This is a genomic window from Sporolactobacillus sp. BBK16-2 (genome assembly GCF_059878335.1).
Window position 1 is genome coordinate 1,163,471 of sequence record NZ_CM187611.1, and the last position, 24,375, is coordinate 1,187,845.

The 24,375-nt window shown below is 42.8% G+C and carries 22 protein-coding genes and 1 riboswitch; of the genes, 17 read left to right on the forward strand and 5 right to left on the reverse strand.

What is annotated here, in order from left to right; genetic code table 11:
- Nucleotides 1–206 precede the first annotated feature (206 nt).
- The 6 genes from AC6F33_RS05845 (at nucleotide 207) to AC6F33_RS05870 (ending at nucleotide 8,477) form a co-directional block, all read left to right on the forward strand.
- Nucleotides 207–1,724 (forward strand): Ppx/GppA phosphatase family protein, encoded by a 1,518-nt coding sequence (locus AC6F33_RS05845; RefSeq protein WP_255746909.1) that lies wholly within the window; start codon nucleotides 207–209, stop codon nucleotides 1,722–1,724.
- Nucleotides 1,725–1,728: 4 nt separating this feature from the next.
- Nucleotides 1,729–3,882, forward strand: coding sequence for an RNA degradosome polyphosphate kinase (locus tag AC6F33_RS05850; protein ID WP_255746910.1), 2,154 nt, complete (start codon nucleotides 1,729–1,731; stop codon nucleotides 3,880–3,882).
- Between the two features lie 281 nt (nucleotides 3,883–4,163).
- Nucleotides 4,164–4,547 carry a class Ib ribonucleoside-diphosphate reductase assembly flavoprotein NrdI gene (gene nrdI / locus AC6F33_RS05855; RefSeq protein ID WP_255746911.1) on the forward strand — a complete coding sequence of 128 codons (384 nt, stop codon included), beginning with the start codon at nucleotides 4,164–4,166 and terminating at the stop codon, nucleotides 4,545–4,547.
- Complete coding sequence (gene nrdE, locus AC6F33_RS05860) at nucleotides 4,510–6,615, forward strand: class 1b ribonucleoside-diphosphate reductase subunit alpha (RefSeq protein WP_255746913.1); 2,106 nt, start codon at nucleotides 4,510–4,512, stop codon at nucleotides 6,613–6,615. Before nrdI ends, nrdE begins: the two co-directional genes overlap by 38 nt.
- Before the next feature lie 63 nt (nucleotides 6,616–6,678).
- The gene (nrdF, locus tag AC6F33_RS05865; RefSeq protein ID WP_255746915.1) at nucleotides 6,679–7,659 is read left to right on the forward strand and encodes a class 1b ribonucleoside-diphosphate reductase subunit beta; all 981 of its coding nucleotides are present in this window, start codon (nucleotides 6,679–6,681) and stop codon (nucleotides 7,657–7,659) included.
- 188 nt (nucleotides 7,660–7,847) lie between these two features.
- Complete coding sequence (locus AC6F33_RS05870) at nucleotides 7,848–8,477, forward strand: YpjP family protein (protein WP_255746916.1); 630 nt, start codon at nucleotides 7,848–7,850, stop codon at nucleotides 8,475–8,477.
- A 203-nt stretch (nucleotides 8,478–8,680) separates the two neighbouring features.
- Here the strand turns inward: AC6F33_RS05870 and AC6F33_RS05875 are convergent, their stop codons facing one another.
- The 5 genes from AC6F33_RS05875 to AC6F33_RS05895 all read right to left on the reverse strand — a co-directional run bounded on the left by AC6F33_RS05875 (nucleotide 8,681) and on the right by AC6F33_RS05895 (nucleotide 14,239).
- Complete coding sequence (locus tag AC6F33_RS05875; RefSeq protein WP_255746918.1) at nucleotides 8,681–9,313, reverse strand: GDSL-type esterase/lipase family protein; 633 nt, start codon at nucleotides 9,311–9,313, stop codon at nucleotides 8,681–8,683.
- 292 nt (nucleotides 9,314–9,605) lie between these two features.
- On the reverse strand, nucleotides 9,606–10,415 hold the full coding sequence (locus AC6F33_RS05880; RefSeq protein WP_255746920.1) for a CAP domain-containing protein: 810 nt from the start codon (nucleotides 10,413–10,415) through the stop codon (nucleotides 9,606–9,608).
- A 1,051-nt stretch (nucleotides 10,416–11,466) separates the two neighbouring features.
- Nucleotides 11,467–13,452, reverse strand: a complete 1,986-nt coding sequence (locus AC6F33_RS05885; protein WP_500777976.1) for a S9 family peptidase — start codon at nucleotides 13,450–13,452, stop codon at nucleotides 11,467–11,469.
- A 173-nt stretch (nucleotides 13,453–13,625) separates the two neighbouring features.
- Nucleotides 13,626–13,961 (reverse strand): spore coat protein, encoded by a 336-nt coding sequence (locus tag AC6F33_RS05890; RefSeq protein WP_255747088.1) that lies wholly within the window; start codon nucleotides 13,959–13,961, stop codon nucleotides 13,626–13,628.
- Complete coding sequence (locus tag AC6F33_RS05895) at nucleotides 13,961–14,239, reverse strand: hypothetical protein (protein WP_255746924.1); 279 nt, start codon at nucleotides 14,237–14,239, stop codon at nucleotides 13,961–13,963. The genes AC6F33_RS05890 and AC6F33_RS05895 overlap by 1 nt, the downstream gene beginning before the upstream one ends.
- 163 nt (nucleotides 14,240–14,402) lie before the next feature.
- Between AC6F33_RS05895 and AC6F33_RS05900 the strand changes: the two genes are divergently transcribed.
- The 11 genes from AC6F33_RS05900 (at nucleotide 14,403) to sufU (ending at nucleotide 24,340) form a co-directional block, all read left to right on the forward strand.
- Complete coding sequence (locus tag AC6F33_RS05900; RefSeq protein WP_255746926.1) at nucleotides 14,403–14,771, forward strand: Spx/MgsR family RNA polymerase-binding regulatory protein; 369 nt, start codon at nucleotides 14,403–14,405, stop codon at nucleotides 14,769–14,771.
- Between the two features lie 105 nt (nucleotides 14,772–14,876).
- Nucleotides 14,877–15,257: a glycine cleavage system protein GcvH gene (gcvH, locus tag AC6F33_RS05905; protein ID WP_255746928.1), complete on the forward strand. Its 381-nt coding sequence runs from the start codon at nucleotides 14,877–14,879 to the stop codon at nucleotides 15,255–15,257.
- A gap of 308 nt (nucleotides 15,258–15,565) precedes the next feature.
- Nucleotides 15,566–16,324, forward strand: coding sequence for an RNA polymerase sigma-I factor (gene sigI, locus AC6F33_RS05910; RefSeq protein WP_255746930.1), 759 nt, complete (start codon nucleotides 15,566–15,568; stop codon nucleotides 16,322–16,324).
- Between the two features lie 25 nt (nucleotides 16,325–16,349).
- Nucleotides 16,350–17,294 carry an anti-sigma factor domain-containing protein gene (locus tag AC6F33_RS05915; protein WP_480952867.1) on the forward strand — a complete coding sequence of 315 codons (945 nt, stop codon included), beginning with the start codon at nucleotides 16,350–16,352 and terminating at the stop codon, nucleotides 17,292–17,294.
- A gap of 141 nt (nucleotides 17,295–17,435) precedes the next feature.
- A riboswitch (SAM riboswitch) is annotated at nucleotides 17,436–17,549 on the forward strand.
- A 152-nt stretch (nucleotides 17,550–17,701) separates the two neighbouring features.
- Entirely contained in the window at nucleotides 17,702–18,721 is a 1,020-nt protein-coding gene (locus tag AC6F33_RS05920) for a methionine ABC transporter ATP-binding protein (RefSeq protein ID WP_255746934.1), read from the forward strand.
- Entirely contained in the window at nucleotides 18,714–19,379 is a 666-nt protein-coding gene (locus AC6F33_RS05925; RefSeq protein ID WP_255746936.1) for a methionine ABC transporter permease, read from the forward strand. The genes AC6F33_RS05920 and AC6F33_RS05925 overlap by 8 nt, the downstream gene beginning before the upstream one ends.
- A 73-nt stretch (nucleotides 19,380–19,452) precedes the next feature.
- Nucleotides 19,453–20,292 carry a MetQ/NlpA family ABC transporter substrate-binding protein gene (locus AC6F33_RS05930; protein ID WP_255746937.1) on the forward strand — a complete coding sequence of 280 codons (840 nt, stop codon included), beginning with the start codon at nucleotides 19,453–19,455 and terminating at the stop codon, nucleotides 20,290–20,292.
- Between the two features lie 265 nt (nucleotides 20,293–20,557).
- The gene (gene sufC, locus AC6F33_RS05935; protein ID WP_255746939.1) at nucleotides 20,558–21,340 is read left to right on the forward strand and encodes a Fe-S cluster assembly ATPase SufC; all 783 of its coding nucleotides are present in this window, start codon (nucleotides 20,558–20,560) and stop codon (nucleotides 21,338–21,340) included.
- 27 nt (nucleotides 21,341–21,367) lie between these two features.
- The gene (gene sufD / locus AC6F33_RS05940) at nucleotides 21,368–22,675 is read left to right on the forward strand and encodes a Fe-S cluster assembly protein SufD (protein ID WP_255746941.1); all 1,308 of its coding nucleotides are present in this window, start codon (nucleotides 21,368–21,370) and stop codon (nucleotides 22,673–22,675) included.
- The gene (locus AC6F33_RS05945) at nucleotides 22,675–23,895 is read left to right on the forward strand and encodes an aminotransferase class V-fold PLP-dependent enzyme (protein WP_255746943.1); all 1,221 of its coding nucleotides are present in this window, start codon (nucleotides 22,675–22,677) and stop codon (nucleotides 23,893–23,895) included. Before sufD ends, AC6F33_RS05945 begins: the two co-directional genes overlap by 1 nt.
- Nucleotides 23,885–24,340 carry a Fe-S cluster assembly sulfur transfer protein SufU gene (gene sufU, locus AC6F33_RS05950; protein ID WP_255746945.1) on the forward strand — a complete coding sequence of 152 codons (456 nt, stop codon included), beginning with the start codon at nucleotides 23,885–23,887 and terminating at the stop codon, nucleotides 24,338–24,340. The genes AC6F33_RS05945 and sufU overlap by 11 nt, the downstream gene beginning before the upstream one ends.
- The last annotated feature ends 35 nt before the right edge of the window (nucleotides 24,341–24,375 follow it).

A 24,375-nucleotide genomic window follows, 5' to 3' on the forward strand; every position in this document is an offset into this window, starting at 1 on the left:
CAATAAATTGTATGAACAACAAAATCCTTTAAAACCTAATTCAAAAATATCTGATCTTTATTTTGAAGCGACAAATTTCGCATTGTTTCGACGTAAAATTTTTGTAAATTATAGAAACGGCTCCTCATACAGAGTGAAATATACCGTATAATAAGAAATAAGTGTTTGAATTTGGAAAAAGAGATTAAGGTTATGGGGTGAGGACGGTGGCGAGACATAAACTGTTCGCATCGATCACAGTTGGGCTGCAGACGCTTGTTCTAAAAATTGCCGATCTGACCAAAATGTCGATCGTTGAGTACGTTAAAGCTGACGTTTCAATTGGCGCGGATATTTATAACCACAGGATGATTGAATTTCAAACGGTTGATCAGGCTTGCCGTCAATTGGCCGGATTTGTACAAATTTTGGATGATTACGGCGTTACCAATTATCGTGCTGTCGCAGCAAGTTCGGTTCAAGAGGCGAGAAACGCTGAATATGTAAAGGAACAAATCCGAATTAAAACCGGCCTCAATGTTGAATGGCTGGCGAATGCTGAGGAGCGTTTTCTTCATAATCAGGCTGTCGCTTATAACACGGATACGTTCAGCGACTTGATCCAACAAGGCACCATGATGATCGACATCGGATCGGGCAGCATGCAATTGACCGTGTATAATGCTGGCCATTTTATTTTTTCTCGAAATATCAAGCTTGGTCCGCTTCGTATCCGTGAATTGCTTGGTGACTTGGAAAGTAAAACCGGTGATTTTGTGGAAATTATGGAGGATTATATTCGTAGTAAAATTGATGGTTATCATCAATTTGCCCCAAAAGGAGTCGCAATTCGCAACTTTGTGCTGGTCGGTACCGATCTGCTCGCGTTTAAACAAGCGTTTATGAGCGGAAGCGACGAGATAATCAGCCGTCAACGTTTCGATGATTTATATCAGCATATCTTGACCATTCCTCCTCAGGTGTTGGCCAAGGAATTTACGTTGCCCTACGATTCAGCATCGCAGCTGCTTCCATCTGCTATGATCTTGAAGATGACACTGGAGATTACAGGAGCCGAAAGCATTATTCTTTCGGATGCCGATCTGGCCGATGGGATTATTGTTCATGAATTATTACAAATGCATAAGAATATTTTGGATCACTCGTTTACAGAGGACATCATTGTTTCTGCTCGAAATATTTCTGTACGCTATAATTGCGACACGGAGCATATTAACAGTGTTGAAAATTTTGCCCTTCACTTATTTGATCGGTTGAAACGGCTGCACGGTCTGAATAAAAGGGACAGACTTCTTTTACAGCTTGCTGCAATTTTGCAAGATACTGGGAGTTACATTGATATGAACGCCCACTATATACATTCTTACTACATTATTCAATCGTCGGAAATCATCGGCATCTCAGAAAATGAACGGGATATCATTGCTAATATCGCGCGCTATCATAGCGCGGAGACGCCGTCGAGCAACTCGTCTGCTTTTCGGAAGCTTCCTACGACAAGCAGACTGATTGCTGCAAAGCTTGCGGCGCTGTTAAGAATTGCTGATGCACTGGATGACAGCCGTCAGCAAAAGGTGGAGCGTATCGCTGTTTCATTGAAAAACGATCAAGTCACAATTACTGCCCGCTCTGATGATGACCTTTCACTGGAAAAGCAGACGTTTAAAGAAAAAGCGGCTTATTTTGAAGAAGTATTTGGATTGAAACCGATTTTAAGAGGATAGGTGGATGGCAATGGATAATTTTGATCGTGAGGAATATTTCAGCAATCGTGAGTTAAGCTGGCTGCTTTTTAACGAGCGAGTGCTTGAGGAGGCGAGAGATAAAGATAATCCGCTGCTCGAACGGATAAAATTCTTATCAATCACAGCAAGTAATTTGGACGAGTTCTTTATGGTGCGAGTCGCGTCTTTGATTGATATGGTCAACGTAGGCTATAACAAACCGGATGCCTCTGGCTTAAGGGCAGATCAGCAGTTGTCAGCGATCAGCGCCAAGGCTCATCAAATGATCAATCAACAGTATACGACTTATAATCGAATGCTGAAGAAGATGCTTAACGAGAATAAGATTCATATTCTGGATATAGACGAACTCTCCCAGAAACAGCTTGATTTTATTGACCATTATTTTAACCGAGAAGTTTATCCGGTTCTGACACCGATGGCAGTCGATTCGTCGCGTCCTTTTCCGCTGATTTTAAATAAAAGTATCAACATCGCGGCGTTTATTCATAAAAAGGACAGCAAAGCGTCTCAAAGCGAATTTGTTACTGTTCAGGTACCAAACGTGCTGCCGCGCGTTGTTAAGCTTCCGGATCGCGAAGGACATACAAGCTTTATTTTGCTTGAAAACATCATTCGAAGGCATCTTAATCAGCTCTTTGTTGGTTATGAGCTTGATGAAGCATCATGTTACCGCGTTATGCGTGATATGGATCTTGAAGTGGATGAAGAGGACACGGAGGATTTGCTGAAAGAAATTGAGAAACAGCTAAGGCTTCGTGAACGAGGCAATGTCATTCATCTTGATGTGGAGGCGGGAATCAGTGAACGCCTCGTGACCAAGCTGTTTGATCGGCTTTCAGTCAGCGCTGACAATGTATATCGGGTTAACGGTCCCATCGACCTTACCTTTTTATCAAAGCTTGCCGGACAAATCAAAGAGCCGGGCGACATGGTTTATCCGCCGCATCGTCCGTTTGTCCACTATGAATTGCTGGAGCATTCCATTTTTCATGCCATGCGTGCAGGAGATATTTTTCTCCACCATCCGTACGAATCGTTTGATCCGGTGATTGAGCTGATTCGGCAAGCCTCAAGAGATCGTCACGTGCTTGCCATTAAAATGACTCTGTACCGTGTTTCAGGAAATTCTCCAATCATTCGTTATTTGGAAAAGGCAGCTGAGAATGGCAAGCAGGTGACCGTACTCGTTGAACTGAAGGCGAGATTTGACGAAGAAAATAATATTAACTGGGCACAGAAGCTGGAGAAAACCGGCTGTCATGTTATCTATGGACTGGTCGGATTGAAAACGCATTGCAAGATGGCGCTCGTTGTGCGCAGAGAAGAAGACGGTATTAAACGTTACATGCACTTTGGAACAGGCAACTATAACGATATCACTGCTCATTTTTATACCGACATGGGCCTTTTGACTTGCAACGAGCAGATGGGTATTGATGCATCCAATGTATTCAACATGCTTTCCGGTTACTCAGAACCTCCTTATTTTCATAAATTGGTGATTGCACCTCTATGGCTGCGTAACAGTCTGCTCGATTTAATTGATACGGAAATCAAGAATGCGCAAAGCGGCAAACCTGCGTTTATTCGTGCAAAGATGAATGCATTGTCGGATGAAGGCATTATCAAAGCCTTATATCGAGCATCGGCAGCAGGCGTGGACATTCAGTTGCTTGTTCGAGGTATCTGCTGCCTTCGAACAGGTATACCAGGTGTGAGCGACCGGATAGAAGTTCATTCGATCGTTGGTCGTTATCTTGAACACAGTCGAATCTATCTATTCGGCAACGGAGGCGAGACTCTGGCCTTTCTTGCAAGCGCAGATTTGATGCCGAGAAACTTAAATCGACGTGTCGAGCTAATGTTTCCTATCGAGGATGAGCAAATTAAAACAACAATTATTGACCTGTTTGATTTAATGATGAGAGACAATGTGAAGACGCGTGTGCTTGGCAGTGACCATCGTTATGAGAAGCCGGATCGACGAGGGAAAATTCCGTTCAATGTTCAGGAGCATCTGGCAAAACTTGCAGAGCAGCGAACCATTCGTCGTGATCATTCGCTTCGAGAAAAACGAACCTTTACACCAATTAAAGGGCACACGAACGAATCAATTGATCCGGAAGATGAGTAAATAGAATAAAATAAAAAAATATCCTAAAATGTTCGAGAGGCATTTTCCCTTGTCACTGGTGCTTTTTTGCCAAACAAGATTAATGTACTCTCTTTTTCTGTGCTTTTTACGTGTTGAATCACTGAGAGACATGCCGTATGATTAAAGATATCGTTTTAAAGTAATAGATCGTTGCACTTGAAAAATAACTATATATTGTGGTATGTTATTTAACATAAACTATATGTAGTGGTTTTTGTGGCTGAAACCTTCACTGCATTGATAGAAGGAGGAGCGTTCGCTTGCGCATCTTATATGCAACAATGACAGGAAACGTCAAAAGGTTTCTCGCTAAAACAGGACTCGCTCATCAACCGATCAGCAGTGCTGATCCTATTGATGAACCTTATGTTTTGGTGACAAATACTATTGGATTTGGTGACGCTCCGGATCAAGTGAAAGACTATTTAAAAAGAAACGGAAGATATCTCATTGCTGTGGCAGCAAGCGGGAATCGAAACTGGGGTCATAATTTTGCACATGCGGCAGATGTAATTGCAGAGTTGTTCCACGTACCAGTTTTATATAAATTCGAGCTTGGTGGTACTGAGAAAGATGTCAATGAATTTCGAGAGAGGGTGAAGGCACTTGCCGAACGAAGCGATAAAGTCAAAGTCTTACACTGAATTGAACAATGAGGTGCTGACACGCGGAGATGACGGTTTTTACCGTTTAGATAAAGACAAAGAGGCTATTGAGGTCTATATGGAGGAAGTGCACGCGAAGACGATTCATTTTAATGGTATACTTGATCGGCTTCACCATTTGGTTGACGAGCACTATTATTATGACGTATTTGCTGAATACAGTGATGAGCAAATCGAACAGATTCATTCGATGGCTGTCGCCTATAAGTTCCAGTTCAAATCCTACATGGCAGTGAGTAAATTTTATCGTGACTATGCGATGAAAACCAATGACAAATCTCACTATCTTGAAAATTATGATGAACGAGTTGCCATTGTTTCTCTGTTCTTAGCGCGCGGAAATTATGATTTAGCCGTTCGCTTGATGCGTGCGATGATGGAGCAGCGCTATCAGCCGGCAACGCCAACTTTTCTTAATGCAGGAAAAGCACGCCGCGGCGAAATGGTTTCCTGCTTTTTGATCGAAGCGGATGACTCGCTCAATTCTATTAATTACATAGAGAGTACCTCTCAACAGCTGTCGAAAATCGGCGGCGGTGTTGCACTTAATCTCTCAAAGATACGTGCACGCGGTGAAGCGATTAAAGGGGTTGAGGGTGTCGCCAAAGGTGTAGTTCCGGTCGCACGCAAGCTACAACTCGGATTCTCCTATGCGGATCAGTTGGGACAGCGGCCTGGCGCGGGTGCAGCATATCTGAATATCTTTCATTGGGATGCTCCGGAATTCCTTGATACAAAGAAAGAAAATGCTGATGAAGATATTCGTCTCTCGACATTGTCGATTGGTCTGATTGTTCCGGGTAAATTCTTTGAACTTGCCGAGGCAGGCAAACCTTTTTATATGTTTGCACCTTACACCGTTTTCAAAGAATATGGAAAGCATCTTGATGATATGAATATGGATGAAATGTACGATAAGCTTGTTGCTAATCCTGCTGTTAAAAAGAAGAGCGCGGATACACGCGAATTTCTGAATTTGATTGCTCAAATGCAGATGCAATCCGGATATCCTTATATTTTCTATAAAGACAATGCAAACAAGAATCATCCGCTCCATCGTCTAGGGGATATCAAGATGTCGAACCTCTGCACTGAAATTTTTCAACTGCAGGAGACATCAACAATTAACGATTATAATGTTCCTGACGACATTCGCCGCGATGTTTCATGCATCCTCGGCTCACTTAATATTGTGAATGTAATGGAGACCGGAAAAATCCGTGATTCGGTACACGCAGGTATTGAAGCACTGACTCAGGTCAGTGAGATGACCGAAATTGCGAACGCCCCGGGAGTAAGTCTTGCCAACCGTGAACTGCACTCTGTCGGTCTCGGTGCGATGAACTTAAACGGCTATCTTGCAAAAAATCAGCTTGCCTATGAATCAGCAGAAGCTCGAGATTTTGCACGTACGTTCTTCTCGCTTGTTAATTTCTATTCAATTGAAAAATCAATGCTGATCGCGAAAGAACGCGGCAAAACATTTAAGGGCTTCGAAAAATCGGACTACGCTGATGGTACGTATTTTGCCAAATATGAGCATGAGTTCTTCGGCCCGAAAACAGAGAAAGCAGCGGAGCTCTTTAAGGGTATTCATATTCCTACTCCTGCAGAATGGACAGAACTCAAAGCAAAGGTCGGGCAATACGGCTTATACAATGCCTATCGTTTGGCAGTCGCTCCAACGCAATCGATCAGTTATGTGCAAAATGCAACGAGTTCGGTCATGCCAGTTGTGAATGTTATTGAACGGCGTAAATACGGAAACAGTGAAACAATCTATCCAATGCCGTTCTTGTCGCCGCAGACCATGTGGTATTACAAATCGGCGTATCAAACGAATCAGTTCCGCGTGATCGATATGATTGCTGAAATTCAAGCGCATGTTGACCAAGGAATATCGACTATTCTTTATGTCGACAGCATGACCAGCACGCGTCAACTGGCAAGATTGTATGTCTATGCACACAAAAAGGGATTAAAATCTCTCTACTATACTCGAACACAGCTCTTGTCGCCTGAAGAATGCACGGCTTGCTCAGTCTAAACACAATTAGCGTTCTAAGGCTTTAACGATCAAGAAGTTCAATTGAAGGATGGATTATTTACGATGAAGGCAATTAATTGGAACAGCAGCGACAATCAAATCGCAAAGGTATACTGGAAGCAAAACATTAACCAGTTTTGGACAGAGGAAGCGTTTAAGGTATCGCGTGATCTTTCAGACTGGTCGAAAATGAATGAGGATGAGCGGGCAACTTATGTTGAAGTGCTTTCCGGACTCACCGGTCTTGATCGTGAGCAAGGCGATAACGGAATGCCGCTTGTGGCCATTCACCATGACAATATGCATGAGCAAGCAGTTTTTGCTTGGATGGGGATGATGGAGCATATTCATGCAAAATCCTATTCGCATATTTTTTCAACGTTGATTTCGTCAAAGGAAACGGATTATTACTTAGGCGAGTGGGTGAACAATCAACCTGAACTTCAGGAAAAATACCGTCTGATTGCACACTGGTATAATCAGCTTTACGATAAGCGGGAAAATGTGACACCGTTTAAACGGTATATGGCGATGTGCGCCTCTGTTTTTCTTGAGAGCTTTTCCTTTTACAGCGGCTTCTTTTATCCGGTCTTCTTATCAGGACAGGGCCGCATGATCGCCAGCGGTGAAATTATCCGCAAGATTATCCAAGATGAATCGATTCACGGAAGCTTCACGGGTATGGTCGCACAACGTCTGTATCGTGAGGATCTTACAGATGAAGAGCGCCAAAAAGCTGACAATGAGAGAGAAGAGCTCCTTGACCGATTAATTGAAGTTGAGAAGATATATACAGCAAAGATCTATACGAAGATCGGGTTAACCAATGAAGTGATGGATTATGTATATTATAACGCGAACCGTGCCTTGCAGAATTTAGGCTATGATGACAAGTACGATCATCGTCCGGTGAGTCAAATCGTATTAAATGGAATCGATACAAGCACGATTAATCATGACTTCTTCTCGACAAAAGGCGATTATGTTGTTCCGCTGAACATTGAACCATTGACTAATGAAGATTTCAATTTCGATAATGTATAAAGAAAAGTTCCGATCCATTGTGTTCGGGGCTTTTTTCATATTAGAGAAAAAAATAGAAATTTCTAGTATAATAAGAACTAGGAATTGTTCGCACTGAGTTTATCTTTATGTGACTGACCTACTCGTTGTTCGGCATTCGAATAACTGAAATATAAGGTGTAGCTAAGTTTGGTTTGGAGGTTGGTTCTGTGATCCCTCAATGGATAAAAAAGAGTTTGGTCGCCTGTGTTGCGGTCTTAACCTTTGGTACGGTTATCCCAACTCTTCCTGCTCATTACCTTGATAAGGAAAATGATAAGCAAAATGTCCAAAAAGCAGGAAATGATGTTGCAGCTTCTGGTTTTGAAACCGAACTAGCAACAAAAAAAGAGAGTCATAATTCTTGGAAACTGAAAGATTCCAAAGAAGACTTGCTTGACGGATTTTCAAGCTACGCAGCACGCGAAGCTGAAAAGCAGGGTGCGACTAAATTCGGATCACGGATCACGGAACGAATTAATCGACAATACACGGAACAAATTGTTCCTGCATTTGCTCAAGCACTGCAGGAGATCGGTGATGTGCATAGCCTTGCATGGATTCGCGAACTGGATGTTACTCATGCACCTTCTCAGGGATTTGGCGAGCGGATCATGCATGTGTATAATAAGCAATCAGGCAAAGAGGTCCTGAAACTTCATGTTCGGCGCGATCATCCGCCGCTTGACGGTTATTATTTTAACTTTCATTATCACACGGCGTTGGATGATTTTCAGCAGCACCATGAGATAAAAACGATATATTGGGGCAAGAATATGCCGCCAAAATGGCGTGCATGAATCCAATGGAAAAACCGGGGCATTGCTCCGGTTTTTTGTACTATAAAAAAGTATAAGCGATCCGGGATAACGCCACGTCCTGTGGCGACCCGGATACTAGGTCTTCGCTTTTGTCAAAGTTTTGGCGAAGCCAAGTTTTCTAATGTAAATCAGCCGAAAGCAATGGATTTGTGAATGAGCAGCCGGAAAAAAAGTTATTGAAACTATTCAAAGCCCAGATTCGCGGTGATCTGTGCCATGATGCGATAACCGATTGGATTTGGATGAATGTGGTCGAAGCCGAGTAGCTGCGGTTCATGTCCTGAAAAAGCACGATATATATCGGCAACGCGAACAAACGGATAGCGTTCAAGACCAGTGAGCCGTTTAGTGTATTCCTCCAGCCAGTGATTGGTATTTGGAATGTAAAACAAGGGGTTATACAAATTCAACACACGAACGATAAATGGGCTGGGGTTGCTTGCATGGAGCGTATCAATACGTTGGATCATCTGGTCGAAATGGATCAGACTCTCCTGAGAGGCCTCAATAATGGGTGACGTATCGCCTGTTCGCATCCACATTCTTCCTGCCTTCAGAAAATCGTTGCCTCCTCCGGTCAATGTAATGAATGAAGCATTACTTACCGACTCAGCTACTTCAGGCTGAGAAAGTATATTACGAATCTCCTCAGTTGTTGCTCCATTTCTTGCATAAACACGTCGCTCAATCTGCGTCTGATAATAGGCTTCAAGTGTGCGGTGATAGAGTTTAACAAAGTTCGGTTGAAAGAAAGTTGATCCAATTCCGACAGTTAGTGAATCACCAATAGCAACGTAAAGCGGATGCAAACGCAACTTGATCACCTCCTGCTCACAAGTTGTCTTTTTGATATACAAAAAGAAAGTATAAAAGCTAATTAAGAGCAGAAATCTAATATAAGAAAAGCCAAAGTTCGACTGGCATCCGACGACTCGGCCTCGGCAAGTTTTCTTTACCAGTGTATTCATGATTTCAGAACATGTTCTGCTGGCGGATTAGGTGAAGGTAAAAAGGAGCAAAGCAAAAAGCAGCGTCCACATGTGAAACACAGTGAAACGCTGCTTTCTATTGGGATCGTTGATTATTGAATGTGGTGATAGATGTTGATTAGTTACCGATGAATTCCTGAGTCCAGTAGGAGCCGTAGGAGCCGCCCTGAACATAGCCGACACCGATTGTAGTAAAGCTTGCATTTAAAATATTTGCACGGTGGCCCGGACTGTTCATCCATCCTTGTACAACTTCTTCAGGTGTTTTTTGACCGGCGGCAATGTTTTCACCGGCAGATTTATAAGAGATACCGAATTTTTTCATCATGTCAAATGGTGAACCATAAGTTGGTGACTGGTGATCAAAGTAATTTTTATCACTCATATCTTGAGATTTGGCACGTGCCATTTTTGATAGAGTGCTATTGTCTGCCTTCAGTGGCTGAAGACCGGCTTTTGTCCGTTCCTGATTTGTCAAATCAACAACCTTCTGCTCATACGCGTTCATTTCGCTGTTTGAGGATTGGTTGTCCGAAGGTTTTTCTGAATGATCGGCTGCAGGTTTCTCAGAATTTGCCGGTGCTTCAGATTGCTGCGGTTCAGCAGGCTTCGCTTGCTCTGGTTTTTCTGCTTGAGCGTCTTCGTCCTTCTTTGGAGTTTCAGCCTTTTCAGCTGCATCTGCATCTGGTAAATTCACCAGCTGTTCCTGAATTTGGCTGAAATCCAATGTGATTCCGAGTTTCTTCAGCAGCTCTTCCAAATTCGGATTTTGCTGCTCCTTCAATTTCCATGGGTTGAGCAGGTCTGTTGCGGCAGCTTTGCAGATTTCTTCTTTTGTTTGAGTTGCCGCATGTGCCTGGCCACCTCCCATAACGAGCGGCAGGGCAAGCATCCCTGCGATGGTTAAACCAACTACTTTCTTTTTCATTGTGTAACTCCCTCCTTGGTCAATAGGTTTCGGGTTTAGGAGATTGGTAGTGGGGTAAAAGGTTGAATTACATGATGTTACCAGATTTGTGGAAGATCTACCCATGAGTTTGGTTAACCTATTTTTTGCAGACATTTTATAGAAGAAATAGTTAAGTATATAAGAAAAACCGGGCAAAAAGCGCCCGGTCCTAACATACGAAAGTTCTTACATCTCGCCTCTATTTCTATTAAGCATTCTGATCTTCATTAGTAAAATAAGCGGAAAATTTCCGGTTATATGCATCATGGCACTTGTTTCGCCGGTAAATAAGGGTAATTTTTCCGCTTATGCAAATCAAAACCCTACCATGTTTACGTTTTTCGATTCGATAAGCGGAATTTCTCCGTCTATTTAAGCTTTTTTTTCGTTCATTTTCAAATTAAGCGGAATTTCTCCGTTTATTTCTCAGATTAGGCGCTTACCTGATCGTCCAACCGAATCCTATGACGCTGATCATCATACCAGCAAGACAAAATCTTATACTTTCTTTACTTGTAAGAAAAACCGGGCACAGCCCGATCCTTACTTCCGCAGGACGCGGTGACTTTCGTGTTGCATACAGGACCTACTTTCACAGGACGTATGCGTATTTAGCGAAAGTTCCTTACACTAGCGAAAGCTCCTTCACTCCAAATGGAGCTTTGATCCATCAACCTTGTGATTTGAGCGACACTTCAGCTGCTCGCTTGTCGGGAGTTCAGGACCTCCTCAGACATGCTGATATCTGCGGGTTTCCTTTGGCCTGCGATCAACAGAGCCGCTCCGCAGGCCTCTCGCACTTACGTGTCTGAAATGAACTTAGTGCTGAAATGCCGCTAATCGTAGTGCCATCACGGCATAATTTTATACTTTTGTACGTAATCATCGTACTTTAGCACAATGGTATTTTCATTTAAGCGGTGTCCAGCACCCTTCAAGGGGGACATGAATGTTTCCTATTTGTGTAAAAAAACAACCGCCCGATGTGGATCGGACGGCTGCTTCCGATGAAGTCTTGCTAAAGGGGCAATCACTTAATGGGAGACAAAGCAATCGAATTATAGTGCTGAAACCAATCGATGATTTCTTGAAGACGAGTAAGCCGATTTCTTGGTTTTCCGCTTCGTGAAAGCTCGTGATTTTCTCCTTTTATTCGTACAAAGCGTGTTTCGACACCAAGTCGGCGCAGTGCGATATACCATTGCTCTGCTTGTTCAATCGGGCAGCGATGGTCTTGTTCACTGTGAATAATACAAGTCGGTGTTTTGACTCGATTTGTTTGTCGAATCGGCGAAAGTTGCATCAGCATTTCCTCATTGTTCCACAGATCAGCACCATTAAAATAACGAGTAAGGAAGTAATAGCCGATATCACTCGTTCCATAGAAATTATAGAGGTTGCAGATGGATCGTTGTGTGACTGCTGCACGGAAACGGTTCGTTGTCCCAACAATCGTATTCGTCATAAATCCGCCGTAGCTTCCGCCGGTTACAAATTGACGATCAGGATCGCATTCCGGAAAATTCGCTAATACGTGATCGAGTCCTTTAAGAATATCCATCTTGTCCTTTCTGCCCCAGTCACCATAACATCCGGCACAGAATTCAGCACCGTAGCCGCGGCTCCCCCGCGGATTTGTGTAGACGACGGCGAAGCCCTGCGCTGCCAAACATTGAAATTCATGGTTGAACGAGTCGCCGTAGGCAGCTGCCGGTCCGCCGTGAATTTCCAAAACAACCGGTACTTTTTCTGAAGTTCTGGCGGTTTTGGGGGGCATAAGCACCCAGCCGTCGATTTTCCAGTTGTCGGCACCGTCATATGTAAACGAAATCGGCTCATTCAAATCTAATTGTTTGAAAAGCTCTTGATTATGATTGCTGACTTGTCGAATCGTGTCGCCATTTCCCAGGAAATAGAGATCTCCTGTCGAAAGAGGTGTCGATAGAATTGCGATGATTTTGTCATTGCTCATCGAAAATGAGGTCATTACAGTTTTTTTACGCATGAATACGGTAGAGACTGCACCATTTAAAGTTATTGATTTTAATCCGCTGATTGCACCGTCTTGAACGAGATATGTTAGGGATTGACCATCTGTTGCCCATTGAATCAAATTGTGGCCGGCATCAAAACGAACGTCAGTACCAATAAAACTGCCGAGTGACAGGTGTTCGTTTTTAGTTAGATTTTTTGCTGGTCCACCAGCTGCGGGCACAAGTAGAATACTGATATTTTCCGGAGTACATTCTCCATCTTCATTTCCTGCGAGAGCAACCATTTGTCCGTCCGGTGAAACTTTTACATCCTCAATGTAACCTAGTGCTTTATAAATGCGTTCCGTTGTCCGCGTGGAAAAATCATAAGCATATAAATCCAAAAGATAATCATTTTGATCCGGATGAGAATTACCCATGCAGAAGTACAGTCGGCACCCGTCTGGTGAAAAGGCAGGAAGTTCTGCGTCGCAATGTGGGTTTGTGATCAGTTCCTTATGCTTGTCTACGATGGAGAGGAGATACAGAGCTGTTGTTCCGTCAACAAAGCCTTTGCCGTTCTGCAAATATCTGAGTCGCGTAACCACCGTGACATCCGGATTGTCAGAGCCTTTCTTATCTTTTAATGTTGTTTGACAGACAAGTTTGTGCCCGTCAGGGGAAAGTGCAAAATCATTTGTGCCATCTTCGAAATCGGTGATTTGTTCCGATTCTCCGCCCAAAAAAGGAATTCGCCACACTTGATCAGTTCCTGTTCGGTTCGAAAGATAATAGACATACATTCCATCCGAGGAGAAACAGGGACTATGATGTTTCTCTAAACCCGTTCCGTTATAGGCATGGGTCAGTGGTCTAGGGGCATGTTCTCCATCTGTACAATACAATGATGAAGAATATCCGTTTCGTTTTACATCTGTTTTCGTTACGACATAGACCGCCTGAGTTCCATCCGCTGAAAGTGCAGGAGAACCGGCAAAAGTAAATGCCGCTAAATCGTCAATCGTTATCAGTCGCTTGCTCAAATTGATTCCCCTCCTTTCATTCAATTATAGGTGATTAGCGATAAAACGACATCCTTTTTTAACAAGCTGTCAGAAGATTTCATCATAACTTTTATTTTGGTCAGCTTTTCCATGCTTGAAAAAAAGCCACCCTGAATAAGATCAGGATGGTTTGATCATGCTTTGATTAATGCTTATTTAGGAAACTGTTGTTGTGCATACTGCATAAACTGCTGCTGTGTCTGCTGGATTTTCTGTGGATCTTGCGACTCCATTTTGTACCAGCCTTTGTTGAACATCAAATTGAAGAGGTCACGTTGATGATCGCATGTCTGATCAAAAACCCCTTTGACATCCTGATACAACGATTGGTGACTGGCTTCCTGAAGCGCATGAACGTAAGAGGTACACAGATATTTTTCCGTAAGAAGTACATCATTCAGATAATCGCGATCATTCATCTGCGGTGTCTTAGGAACTTGCGTCTCTGTGTTTTGAATTGGCATGGATTGTACCGGTTGTTTTTCCATCATCGTGCCATTCCCCCTGCCATCGCAGTTGCTTGAACATGTTTACCCAAATGATTGAGGATGTTTTGATAATGACGCATGTGCAACTGACATGTTCGATTCATCGCCTGAATCACATCCTGATCCTGACACAATGAAGCGTAAGCATTTGCTTTTTTAATGATCTCGAGGTTCCAAGACAGGATGTCTTCAATGTAAAGAAAATCCTTTGTCGATAAAATCGCAGGTGGTTGTGCGAAATTCATTGGAGTCTGCCCGCTCTGTTGCTGAATGTTCATGTGTTTTTCACACTCCTATATAGTTGTGGTGGCGGTGCTCTCTGTTAGTATGTCCGGTCGGCATCAAAAAATTTGGTTGAAGCAACTGTTTTTTTGTGTTGTTTTTTGCATGGTTCATGACGGCAGGTATAATAAAAGAAGATCATTTAGGGGAAGAGAAAGGATGAGTAAAGTGCTGACCATGTATAGCTATCCGCCATGCGGAACGTGCCGAAAAGCGAAGAAATGGCTGGATGAACATTCAATTCCATATGAAGAAATCAATATTGCCGATCATCCGCCCGACTACGATGTACTGAGGCAATTGGTTGACAAAAGCGGGCTTCCGATCGGAAAATTTTTCAACACGAGCGGAAAGCACTATCGTGAAGGCGATTTTAAAAATCGTAAGAAGAATGAACCAGAAGAAAAATGGCTTGAATGGCTTGCTGAAGACGGTATGCTGATCAAACGACCGCTTGTCTATGACAAAAATAAAGCAACGGTTGGGTTCAGCGAAACACTGTTTGAAAACGAATGGATGAAACGTTGAAAATGTGAATGAAATTCATTTGTTTTATCTGCCAAATTTTACGCTATAATAGAAGTATCGTTAAGATGTAAGGAATATCCAGTACCTGAAAACGGAGGCAAAATAATGAGTGTACCTACAGATTTGCTGTATTCAAAGGATCATGAATGGGTTAAGAAAGAAGCGGATGGTAAAGTCCGTATCGGTATCACAGAGTTTGCTCAAAAAGAACTCGGAGATATTGTTTTTGTTGAACTTCCGGATATTGGTGCGGAACTTGGCTCAGGCGATTCATTCGGCAGTGTGGAATCGGTAAAAACGGTTTCTGAACTCTATGCGCCAGTAAGCGGCGTTGTTGCAGCAATTAATGAGGAACTTGAAGATTCACCGGAATTTGTTAATGAATCGCCTTATGAAAAAGCTTGGATGGTTGAACTCGAATCTGTTGATGCGTCAAGCTTTGATAATCTTCTGGATGCTGCAGCATATGAGAAATTGATCGGTTAACGAAAGGCATATGCAGGCAATAAGGCACTTATAAAGTCACTCACAAAATAGTTTAATAATCCTTGTCATCTTTTTGTTACCAGATTGTCGCTTTCTTTTCAATAGGGAAGCATGGTATAAATGAGGCAAGGGTTTTTTGCTTTTTCGACAAAATCCTCGAACAATGGGACATTAACAAAAGTTTTTGACAATAGTCCTACATTTCCATGGGACATGTTATTGTAAAAAAAAGATGGTCAACAGATTTGATTTTTACCATTTGGAATTGATCAAAGACTTAAAGACCAAAGCGAGAGGTGAGTGTTTTGATGAGCGCAAACCAGTTAACATTAGGCGGAGCGTTTAATATTTCGCTTGAAACGAATATTTTTCAGGTACAGCAAGGCGATGAATCCTTGCGAAACTCAATTATCGAATCATACCAGCCTTTTATTAAAAAGGTTGTTTCTAAAGTATGCAATCGTTTTATAGATCAGACAATGGATGAATTCAGTATCGGTTTAGTTGCGTTTAACGAAGCAATTAACCAGTACCAAAAAGGGCAGGGAAGTAAGTTTTTGACTTTTGCAGACATGGTCATTCGACGCAGAATTATTGATTTCATTCGCAAAGAATCCCGCCAAGTACGCCATATTTATTTGGATCAGACAAAACAGACCGATGAAAACACGATGGAAGAAAGTTTCATCGAACAGCAAGCTGCTATTGATCACTTTGAAGAGCAGCGGCGGATTAACGAGCGTATGGAGCAAATCGAAAGCTATCAAACACTGCTGCTCGAATACGGTATTACATTTGATGTGTTGAGCAAGCATTGCCCGAAGCATGCGGATGCGCGTGAAAATGCAAAAGTATCGGCAAAAAGGCTGGTTGAGCACAAGGAATTAGTAACTTATTTAAAGAAAAAGAAGCAGCTGCCGATAAAAGATTTGTTACAATTTGTATCGTGTAGCCGCAAAACGATTGAAAGGAATCGAAAATATATAATAGCATTGTCGCTGATCTATATTGGCGGGTTCAGTGCATTAAAGTCATATATTGAACCGGAATTAGAAACGGTTCAGTGACCGAGAAAGGTGGGGAGGAAAACTGATTAATCAGGGTGTACTCGTGTCCAAAAAGGGGAGGCGTGCTGTCATTCTGACTGATGAAGGCGACTTCAAATCGGTCAGGCTCAGACGCATGGCTGATCTTTCTATTGGACAAACGGTACGTTCCAAACACCTTGCCCGATTTAACTTTCTTCCCAAATCGATACTGACGCCGATCATCGCACTTGGATTTTCGCTGCTTTGTTTTATTCCGTTGTCGCATAGTACTTATGCGCCTCCTGGGCCGGTAGCTGCATATGTGTATTTTGATTTAAAGGCAAGTATCGAAGCGAGTGTAGATCGTAATATGCAGGTTATCTCTGTACAGCCTTTAAACAGTGAAGCAAGACAACTGCTTCAGAGTATCCCTGTCGTCCAAAAGATGCCTCTTCAGCAGTTCAGTTCAGCACTCTTCTCAAAACTGAGGAACGAAGGCGTTTCAGATAAGCGATCGCTTTGTTTAGTTACAACAGTTTTGACGAATCAAATCGGCCGCTCGCAAAAATCAGTATTTACAGAGGGCTTGACCGCATCTTTTAATCGCGGAGCAAGTCAATCCCTTCAAGCGAACGGAATTGGAATTGAGTGGCTTCAAGCATCTCTTGAACGAAAAAAGGATGCCGAAGCACGAGGCCTGTCTGTTGGAAAGTATCTGCTTTATTTGCAAGCGAATGCGTACGGCAAGACGCTCTCGCTTGAAGATGCCCAACAATTATCCACTGAGAAGATGCGCGAAGTATCAGGAGCTGTTTCACTGCCATGGCATTCGTTGATTAGAGAACGGAATAATACTCAAGGAAGCAGACCATCTACGGAGCAAGCGTCCTTTAGGGCCAATCAACTTAAACCGCTCTTTCAAAATCCTTTTCAGGTCGGTGAGGCGGCTAAAAGCAGGGAGAACAGCAGCTATAATTATTTGAACACTCGAATAGCGGGTTATGCCTGATTTTTGTCTATGAAGATCCAAGCAGAGAAACATCTGCTTGGATTTTTTAATATGCATAATCGGGTATCTGTTAAGAGAAAAAATGGTTTGACAGCTTGAGTTATGCGTGGTAAATTATTAACACTCAATTGAATAGAAAAACTCTTATCCAGAGAGGCGGAGGGACTGGCCCGATGATGCCCGGCAACCTAATTGCAGATCGTTGCAATAAAGGTGCTAATTCCTTCAGAAACAAATGTTTCTGACAGATGAGAGAGGCGAATCCCACCTCTCTCAAGGCGGGTTTTTTTATTGGTTGAAACAAAAATCGGAGAGAGGGATGCCACCAAGTAGAATACAGATTAAATGCCAAGTAAAAACGTAGGATAAGTTTTTACGACTGTAATAATTGAAAGCGGTGAACGAAGTTGATTCAATTAAGCAATGTTGAAAAAACGTTTCGGACTGATCAGGGTCCGGTGCGTGCACTATCGGATGTTAGCCTTGCTATTCAGGAAGGGGAAGTGTTCGGCATTATTGGCTATAGCGGTGCCGGCAAGAGCACACTCATTCGGATGATTAATCTGCTTGAGAAACCGACGTCAGGAACGATCACGATTGATGGTCGAAGTCTTACAGACTTGGATGAGCGCCAGCTGCGTGAAGAACGTCGGTCAATTGGAATGATCTTTCAGCATTTCAACTTGCTGTGGTCGCGGACTGTTGCTGAGAATATTGCTTTCCCATTAGAATTAACGAAGCTGAAAAAGAAACAAAGAGAAGATCGGATTGCCGAATTGATTCGGATGGTTGGACTTGAAGGCAAAGAGTCTGCGTATCCATCACAACTGAGCGGCGGTCAAAAACAGCGTGTAGGCATTGCACGAGCACTGGCTAACAATCCGAAGGTCCTTCTTTGTGATGAAGCGACATCGGCACTTGATCCAAAAACAACCGATTCAATTCTTACCCTTCTGTCGGAAATTAATAAGACGCTTGGACTGACGATCATACTGATTACTCATGAAATGACTGTAATTCGAAAAATATGCGATCGTGTGGCTGTGCTTGACGGCGGTAAAATTGTTGAGCAAGGAACAGTTGAGTCTGTGTTTTCGAATCCGCAACAAACCATTACTCAAGAATTCGTAGGCAACCATACTGGGAAAAGTACACCGATTCAAATCAAAGTTTCCGATGTGATACATACTGAGGGAACTGTAATCAGTCTTTCGGCTGCTGACCAAGCCACGTTTCAACACAGCTTATCGCGGCTGCTCGGGAACACGAACCTATCGGTAAAGGTGCTTGGATTAGCATACGGAGCGAACACTCAATCGGAGCATACAATCGTTTCCATTCAAGGGGCTTCAGAATCCATTAGAAAAGCGATCAACGTTCTGCGTTCAGAAGGCGTGAGAGTTGAGGTGACAAAGGAAAATGTTTGAGTGGTTACAAAATGTTGATTGGCCAAGTATGTGGCTGTCTACCGGTCAAACGCTCTATATGACAGCTATCTCCGGTGTGTTTACATTTTTTTTAGGAGTCGCTTTAGGGCTTTTACTTTACTTAACGGCAAAAGGCGGACTCTATGAGAATCAGATTATCTACAGGTTTATTGCTTCATTCGTCAATGTGTTTCGATCAATCCCTTTCATTATTTTGATCATTCTTTTGATCCCGCTTACGGTGATTATCATTGGGACCATGATTGGAGCGAGTGCGGCACTGCCTTCGATCATTATCGGAGCGGCACCGTTTTATGCCCGGCTGGTTGAGATCGGTTTAAGAGAAGTAGATAAGGGAGTCATTGAAGCGGCTCAGGCAATGGGTGCAACCAAGTGGCACATTGTTTGGAAAGTACTTCTTCCTGAAGCACTGCCGTCACTATCTTCCGGAATGACCGTTACGCTGATTGCACTGATTGGCAACACGGCAATGGCCGGGGTCGTTGGTGCCGGAGGACTTGGTACTATTGCTTATAATGAAGGTTTTCAAGCAAATAATAATACAATTACGTTTATCGCGACCGTGATTATTCTAGTGATTGTCTTTATTATTCAGTATGTCGGCGATCATATTACTCGCCGTGTTGACAAGAGATAGACAGCATAAAAGCTGACTTATTAAACAAATGATGGTAACTAAAATTAATCAAACAGAACTTGGGGGAGTTAATATGAAAAAATCAATCGTATTTGCTGTAGTTCTTGCTTTTGCTCTCATTCTTACCGCATGCGGACAATCAACAGGAAAGTCGGAGAAAAATCAAACATTGACTGTTGGCGCGTCGGCAGTGCCTCATGCTGAAATTCTCAAGCAAGCCGCACCATTGTTAAAAAAGAAAGGTATTACCCTGAAGGTAAAAGTATTCCAGGACTATGTGCTGCCAAACAAAGCACTCGCATCAAAACAATTGGATGCTAATTATTTCCAACATGTTCCATTCCTTGATCTTTATAATAAGCAAAACAATACGGATTTGGTTAATGCAGGAAAAATCCACATCGAACCATTTGGTATCTATTCCAAGAAATTCAAGAGTGTTGATGAAGTGAAAGACGGAGCAACGGTTCAGATCAGCAATAACAAGTCGGAACAAGGACGCATTTTACTGCTTCTTCAATCAAAAGGACTTTTGAAGATTAAATCCGGTATTGATCCAATTGCTGCTACACTTGCTCAGAAAAACGGGAACTATACGGATTTCGACAATATCAAACATCTGAAATTCTTGCAGCCGATCGATCCGGCCATTCTGCCGAAAGCTTATGAGAACAGCGCGGCAGACTTGTATGCAATTAATACAAACTATGCACTTCAAGCGAAATTGCAGCCAAAGAAAGATGCTTTGATCCTTGAAGGAGCTTCCTCTCCATATGCGAATATTATTGCCGTGCGAAAAGGCGATCAAAATAAAAAAGCGATTAAAGAACTAGTCAATGTGCTGCATTCTAAAACGATCCAAGATTTTATCAATAAGAAATATAAAGGCGCGGTTCTACCTGTTTCCGAATAAATAGATAAAGAACAATAAAAAATCGTCCAGCAGCAATTGTTGGACGATTTTTCATTTAGTTCAGGAAAAATTATATTATATATTTTATTCATTCTTCTATTATGATAATTGAAAATAGCGGTATAATACGGATACATACTTACTCGTAAATTGTGGACTATCCTTTGGGTTGCTATCTATTTACATCTGATATAATATGATAATGAGAATAGATTGAGAACGGATTTCAATCTGCAATTAGACTTTTTAAATTGGAGGTTTTGATATGACTGTACCGGAATTAAAAATAAACGATCTTCACGTTTCTGTTGAAGGCAAGTCCATTGTTAAAGGATTTAATCTGAATATGAAGGGCGGAGAAATACATGCCCTGATGGGACCGAACGGGACCGGAAAATCAACCGTTGCTTCTGCATTGATGGGACATCCGAAATATGAAGTCACCTCAGGACAGGCACATCTTGACGATCAGAACTTGTTTGATATGGCCGTTGATGAACGCGCAAGGGCAGGAATGTTTCTCGCCATGCAGTATCCGAGCGAAGTAAGCGGGGTCAGCAATGCTGATTTCTTGAGAACCGCGATCAATGGGAGACGCGGAGAGGGCAATGAAATTCCGCTGATGAAGTTCATCAAGACGATGGACAAGAAAATGCAGATGCTGGAAATGGATCAGTCTTTCGCAGAACGCTATGTCAATGAAGGATTTTCCGGCGGTGAGAAAAAACGGAATGAGATTCTGCAGCTGATGATGCTCGAACCGAAATTTGCAATACTCGATGAAATTGACTCCGGCTTGGATATCGACGCTCTGAAATGGGTGGCTAAAGGTGTTAACTCAATGCGTTCGGAAAACTTCGGGTGCTTGATTATTACACACTATCAACGGCTTCTAAATTATATTAAACCTGATTTTGTTCATATTATGATGAATGGACGTATTGTGAAAACCGGCGGACCTGAACTTGCCTTGCAACTTGAAAAAGAGGGTTATGACGGCATGAAGGCTGAACTTGGGATCACTGATGATGAAACGGTTGAGGCATAAAGTTTTCATATGTGAGGAGGGGTGACGATGTCCATGCAATTGAAAAATCTTCCATTCGACGCGGAAGAACTAACAAAATTTGCTGAAGAACGAAAAGAACCGAAATGGTTTTCAGATACACGGTTAAAAGGTTTGAGCCTAGCCGAAGAACTTCCGCTTCCAAAGCCGGAAAAAACACGAATTGCAGATTGGAATTTTACCAACTTTAATTATCAGATCGGGAGCAGTGCTGTAAATCAATTAAGCGAGCTGCCTGATAGTATTCAAAATCTGATGAAAAACGGCGAAGAAGCAGGCAATGTTCTGATTCATGTAAACAGTTCTGCTGTTTACAGCAGACTTTCAAAAGAACTGACTGATCAGGGCGTTATTTATACCGATTTGGCAACAGCAATTCGGGAACATGGCGACTTGCTTGCGAACTACTATTTTAAGACAACACCGATAGATAAACATCAACTGACAGCTTTGAATGCAGCTCTGGTTAATGGTGGTACCTTTCTTTATATTCCAAAGAATGTTGTGATCGAGCAGCCGATCCAAGCTGTTTATTATCAGGATGCCCCATCTTCCGGCCTCGTGGCACATACGGTAGTCGTTGCAGAACAGAACAGCTCGGTTACTTTTGTAGAAAGCTATCTTTCCGACAACTCAGTTGGCGAAGGTGCGGCGAACTTGGTTAATGAAGTTATTGTAGGTGAAAATGCACAGGTGAAATATGGCGCGGTCGATGAATTTACAGATCAGATTGTCACATATGTCAGCCGCCAAGCAGAAGTAGCAAAGGACGGACGTATCCAATGGGCACTTGGCCAGATGAACGACGGAAACACATTGTCGGAGAACGCAACGAATCTCGAAGGAGACGGAGCAGCTGCAGACATTAAAGCAGTAAGTATCGGAAGTGGGTCTCAAAAACAGAATTTCGATAATTATGTGCGTCATGTGGGTAAGGCAACGCAAAGCCAGCTGCTTGTCCGTGCCGCGCAAAAAGATGCATCAAATTCCATTTTTAATGCAAGAACGAAAATCGAACATGGTGCATCGGGTGCCGATGGTGAACAGACGCAGCGTGTCCTGATGCTCAGCGATGAAGCTCGCGGTGACGCGAATCCGATCCTGCTCATTGATGAATATGACGTTATCGCCGGACATGCGGCATCTGTTGGCAGAGTAGATCCGGATCAGCTTTACTATTTGATGAGCCGCGGCATTAAACAGGAGTTAGCGGAAAAACTAATCGTTGAAGGTTTTCTTGCACCGATTGTTGATTTGCTTCCTATTGAAGGTGTGCGCAAACAATTGACAACTTTAATTGAAAGGAAAGTCGGCTAATGGATATTCAATCAATTCGTCAAGATTTTCCTATCCTGAAGCAGCAAGTCAATGGACACAATTTGGTCTATTTGGATAATTCGGCGACCTCTCAGAAACCTGTCTCCGTCATTCAGACAATGGTTAATTATTACGAGACCTATAATTCCAATGTACACCGCGGCGTGCATACGTTGGGTACAATTGCAACGGACCGCTATGAGGAAGCACGGGAAAAAATCCGCCGCTTTATCAATGCGAGCAGCGAAAAAGAAATCATTTATACTACGGGTACAACTCAGAGCCTGAATTTGATTGCCTACGGATATGGTCTTGCGCGGTTGAGCGAGGGAGACGAGATTGTGATCACGCCAATGGAGCATCACGCAAATCTGATTCCTTGGCAGCAGGTTGCTAAGAAAACGGGAGCTGTACTCCGTTATTTTCCAATGGAAGCTGACGGCACTTTAGATCTTGCTAAAGTCCGCAAAACGATTACGAATCAAACAAAGATCGTATCGGTAACGGAGGTTTCCAACGTACTGGGAACTGTTAATCCTGTAAAAGAGATTGCGAAAATCGCTCATGAACATGGCGCAATTATGGTTGTAGACGGCGCGCAAAGCACGCCGCATATGACTGTGGATGTTCAAGATCTCGATGCGGATTTTTTCGCTTTTTCAGGACATAAAATGCTCGGACCAACAGGCATCGGCATTCTGTATGGCAAACAAGAATTTCTTGAAGCCATGGAACCGGTTGAGACCGGGGGAGAAATGATTGATGAAGTTGGTTTTCAGAGTGCGACCTGGGCAGAGCTTCCTTGGAAGCTTGAAGCCGGAACGCCGCATATTGCCGGAGCAATCGGACTTGGGGCGGCAATCGATTACTTACAGAGTATCGGTATGGATGCGATTCAGCATTATGAAGAACAGATAACAGCGAAGGCTTACGATATGCTTTCAGAAATTGAAGGGGTCACATTATATGGGCCAAGCGAACGCTCCGGACTCATCTCATTCAATATTGAGGGCGTACATCCTCATGACGTATCGACTGCGCTTGACTCGGAGGGCATCGCTGTTCGTGCCGGTCATCACTGTGCCCAGCCGTTGATGAGCTGCTTAAAATGCGAATCAACGGTTCGTGCAAGCTTTTATTTCTACAATTCTGAGGACGAAATTGAAGCACTAGCCAAAGGAATTAAAGAAACGAAGGAGTTCTTTGGACATGTTGTTTAATAATCTTGACCAGCTTTACCGTTCCGTTATTATGGATCACTATAAAAAACCACGAAACAAAGGTGAACTTGAGGGAAATCACTGTGTGACGGTAAACATGAATAATCCGTCATGCGGCGATAAAATTCAAGTGTCACTTGAAATAGAAGACAACAAGGTTGTCAATGTAAAATATTTAGGCTCCGGATGTGCCATTAGTCAATCCTCCGCCTCTATGATGACTGAGGCGATCAAGGGATTGGAGATTGATAAAATTCATCAGCTTACCTTTGATTTCTCTGAAATGGTTCAAGGGCGCGAGCATAATGATGATTTGGATCTCGGAGATGCTGAAGCACTTCACGGTGTTTCTCAATACCCGGCTAGAATTAAATGTGCGACCTTAGCATGGAAAGCTGTTGAGAAAGCATTACGTGAGGCGGATAAGGAAAAAAGTCGTCAATAATCAACAATTCTGTGAATTGTGGTAAACTGAATCTA

Excerpts from the sequence above, each read along its gene's own strand:
- AC6F33_RS05850 (WP_255746910.1), top strand. The coding sequence starts at position 1,729 with ATGGCAATGGATAATTTTGATCGTGAGGAATATTTCAGCAATCGTGAG.
- nrdF (WP_255746915.1), top strand. The coding sequence starts at position 6,679 with ATGAAGGCAATTAATTGGAACAGCAGCGACAATCAAATCGCAAAGGTA.
- AC6F33_RS05880 (WP_255746920.1), bottom strand. The coding sequence starts at position 10,415 with ATGAAAAAGAAAGTAGTTGGTTTAACCATCGCAGGGATGCTTGCCCTG.
- AC6F33_RS05890 (WP_255747088.1), bottom strand. The coding sequence starts at position 13,961 with ATGGAAAAACAACCGGTACAATCCATGCCAATTCAAAACACAGAGACG.
- AC6F33_RS05895 (WP_255746924.1), bottom strand. The coding sequence starts at position 14,239 with ATGAACATTCAGCAACAGAGCGGGCAGACTCCAATGAATTTCGCACAA.
- AC6F33_RS05900 (WP_255746926.1), top strand. The coding sequence starts at position 14,403 with ATGAGTAAAGTGCTGACCATGTATAGCTATCCGCCATGCGGAACGTGC.
- gcvH (WP_255746928.1), top strand. The coding sequence starts at position 14,877 with ATGAGTGTACCTACAGATTTGCTGTATTCAAAGGATCATGAATGGGTT.
- sigI (WP_255746930.1), top strand. The coding sequence starts at position 15,566 with ATGAGCGCAAACCAGTTAACATTAGGCGGAGCGTTTAATATTTCGCTT.
- AC6F33_RS05925 (WP_255746936.1), top strand. The coding sequence starts at position 18,714 with ATGTTTGAGTGGTTACAAAATGTTGATTGGCCAAGTATGTGGCTGTCT.
- AC6F33_RS05930 (WP_255746937.1), top strand. The coding sequence starts at position 19,453 with ATGAAAAAATCAATCGTATTTGCTGTAGTTCTTGCTTTTGCTCTCATT.
- sufC (WP_255746939.1), top strand. The coding sequence starts at position 20,558 with ATGACTGTACCGGAATTAAAAATAAACGATCTTCACGTTTCTGTTGAA.
- sufD (WP_255746941.1), top strand. The coding sequence starts at position 21,368 with ATGTCCATGCAATTGAAAAATCTTCCATTCGACGCGGAAGAACTAACA.
- AC6F33_RS05945 (WP_255746943.1), top strand. The coding sequence starts at position 22,675 with ATGGATATTCAATCAATTCGTCAAGATTTTCCTATCCTGAAGCAGCAA.
- sufU (WP_255746945.1), top strand. The coding sequence starts at position 23,885 with ATGTTGTTTAATAATCTTGACCAGCTTTACCGTTCCGTTATTATGGAT.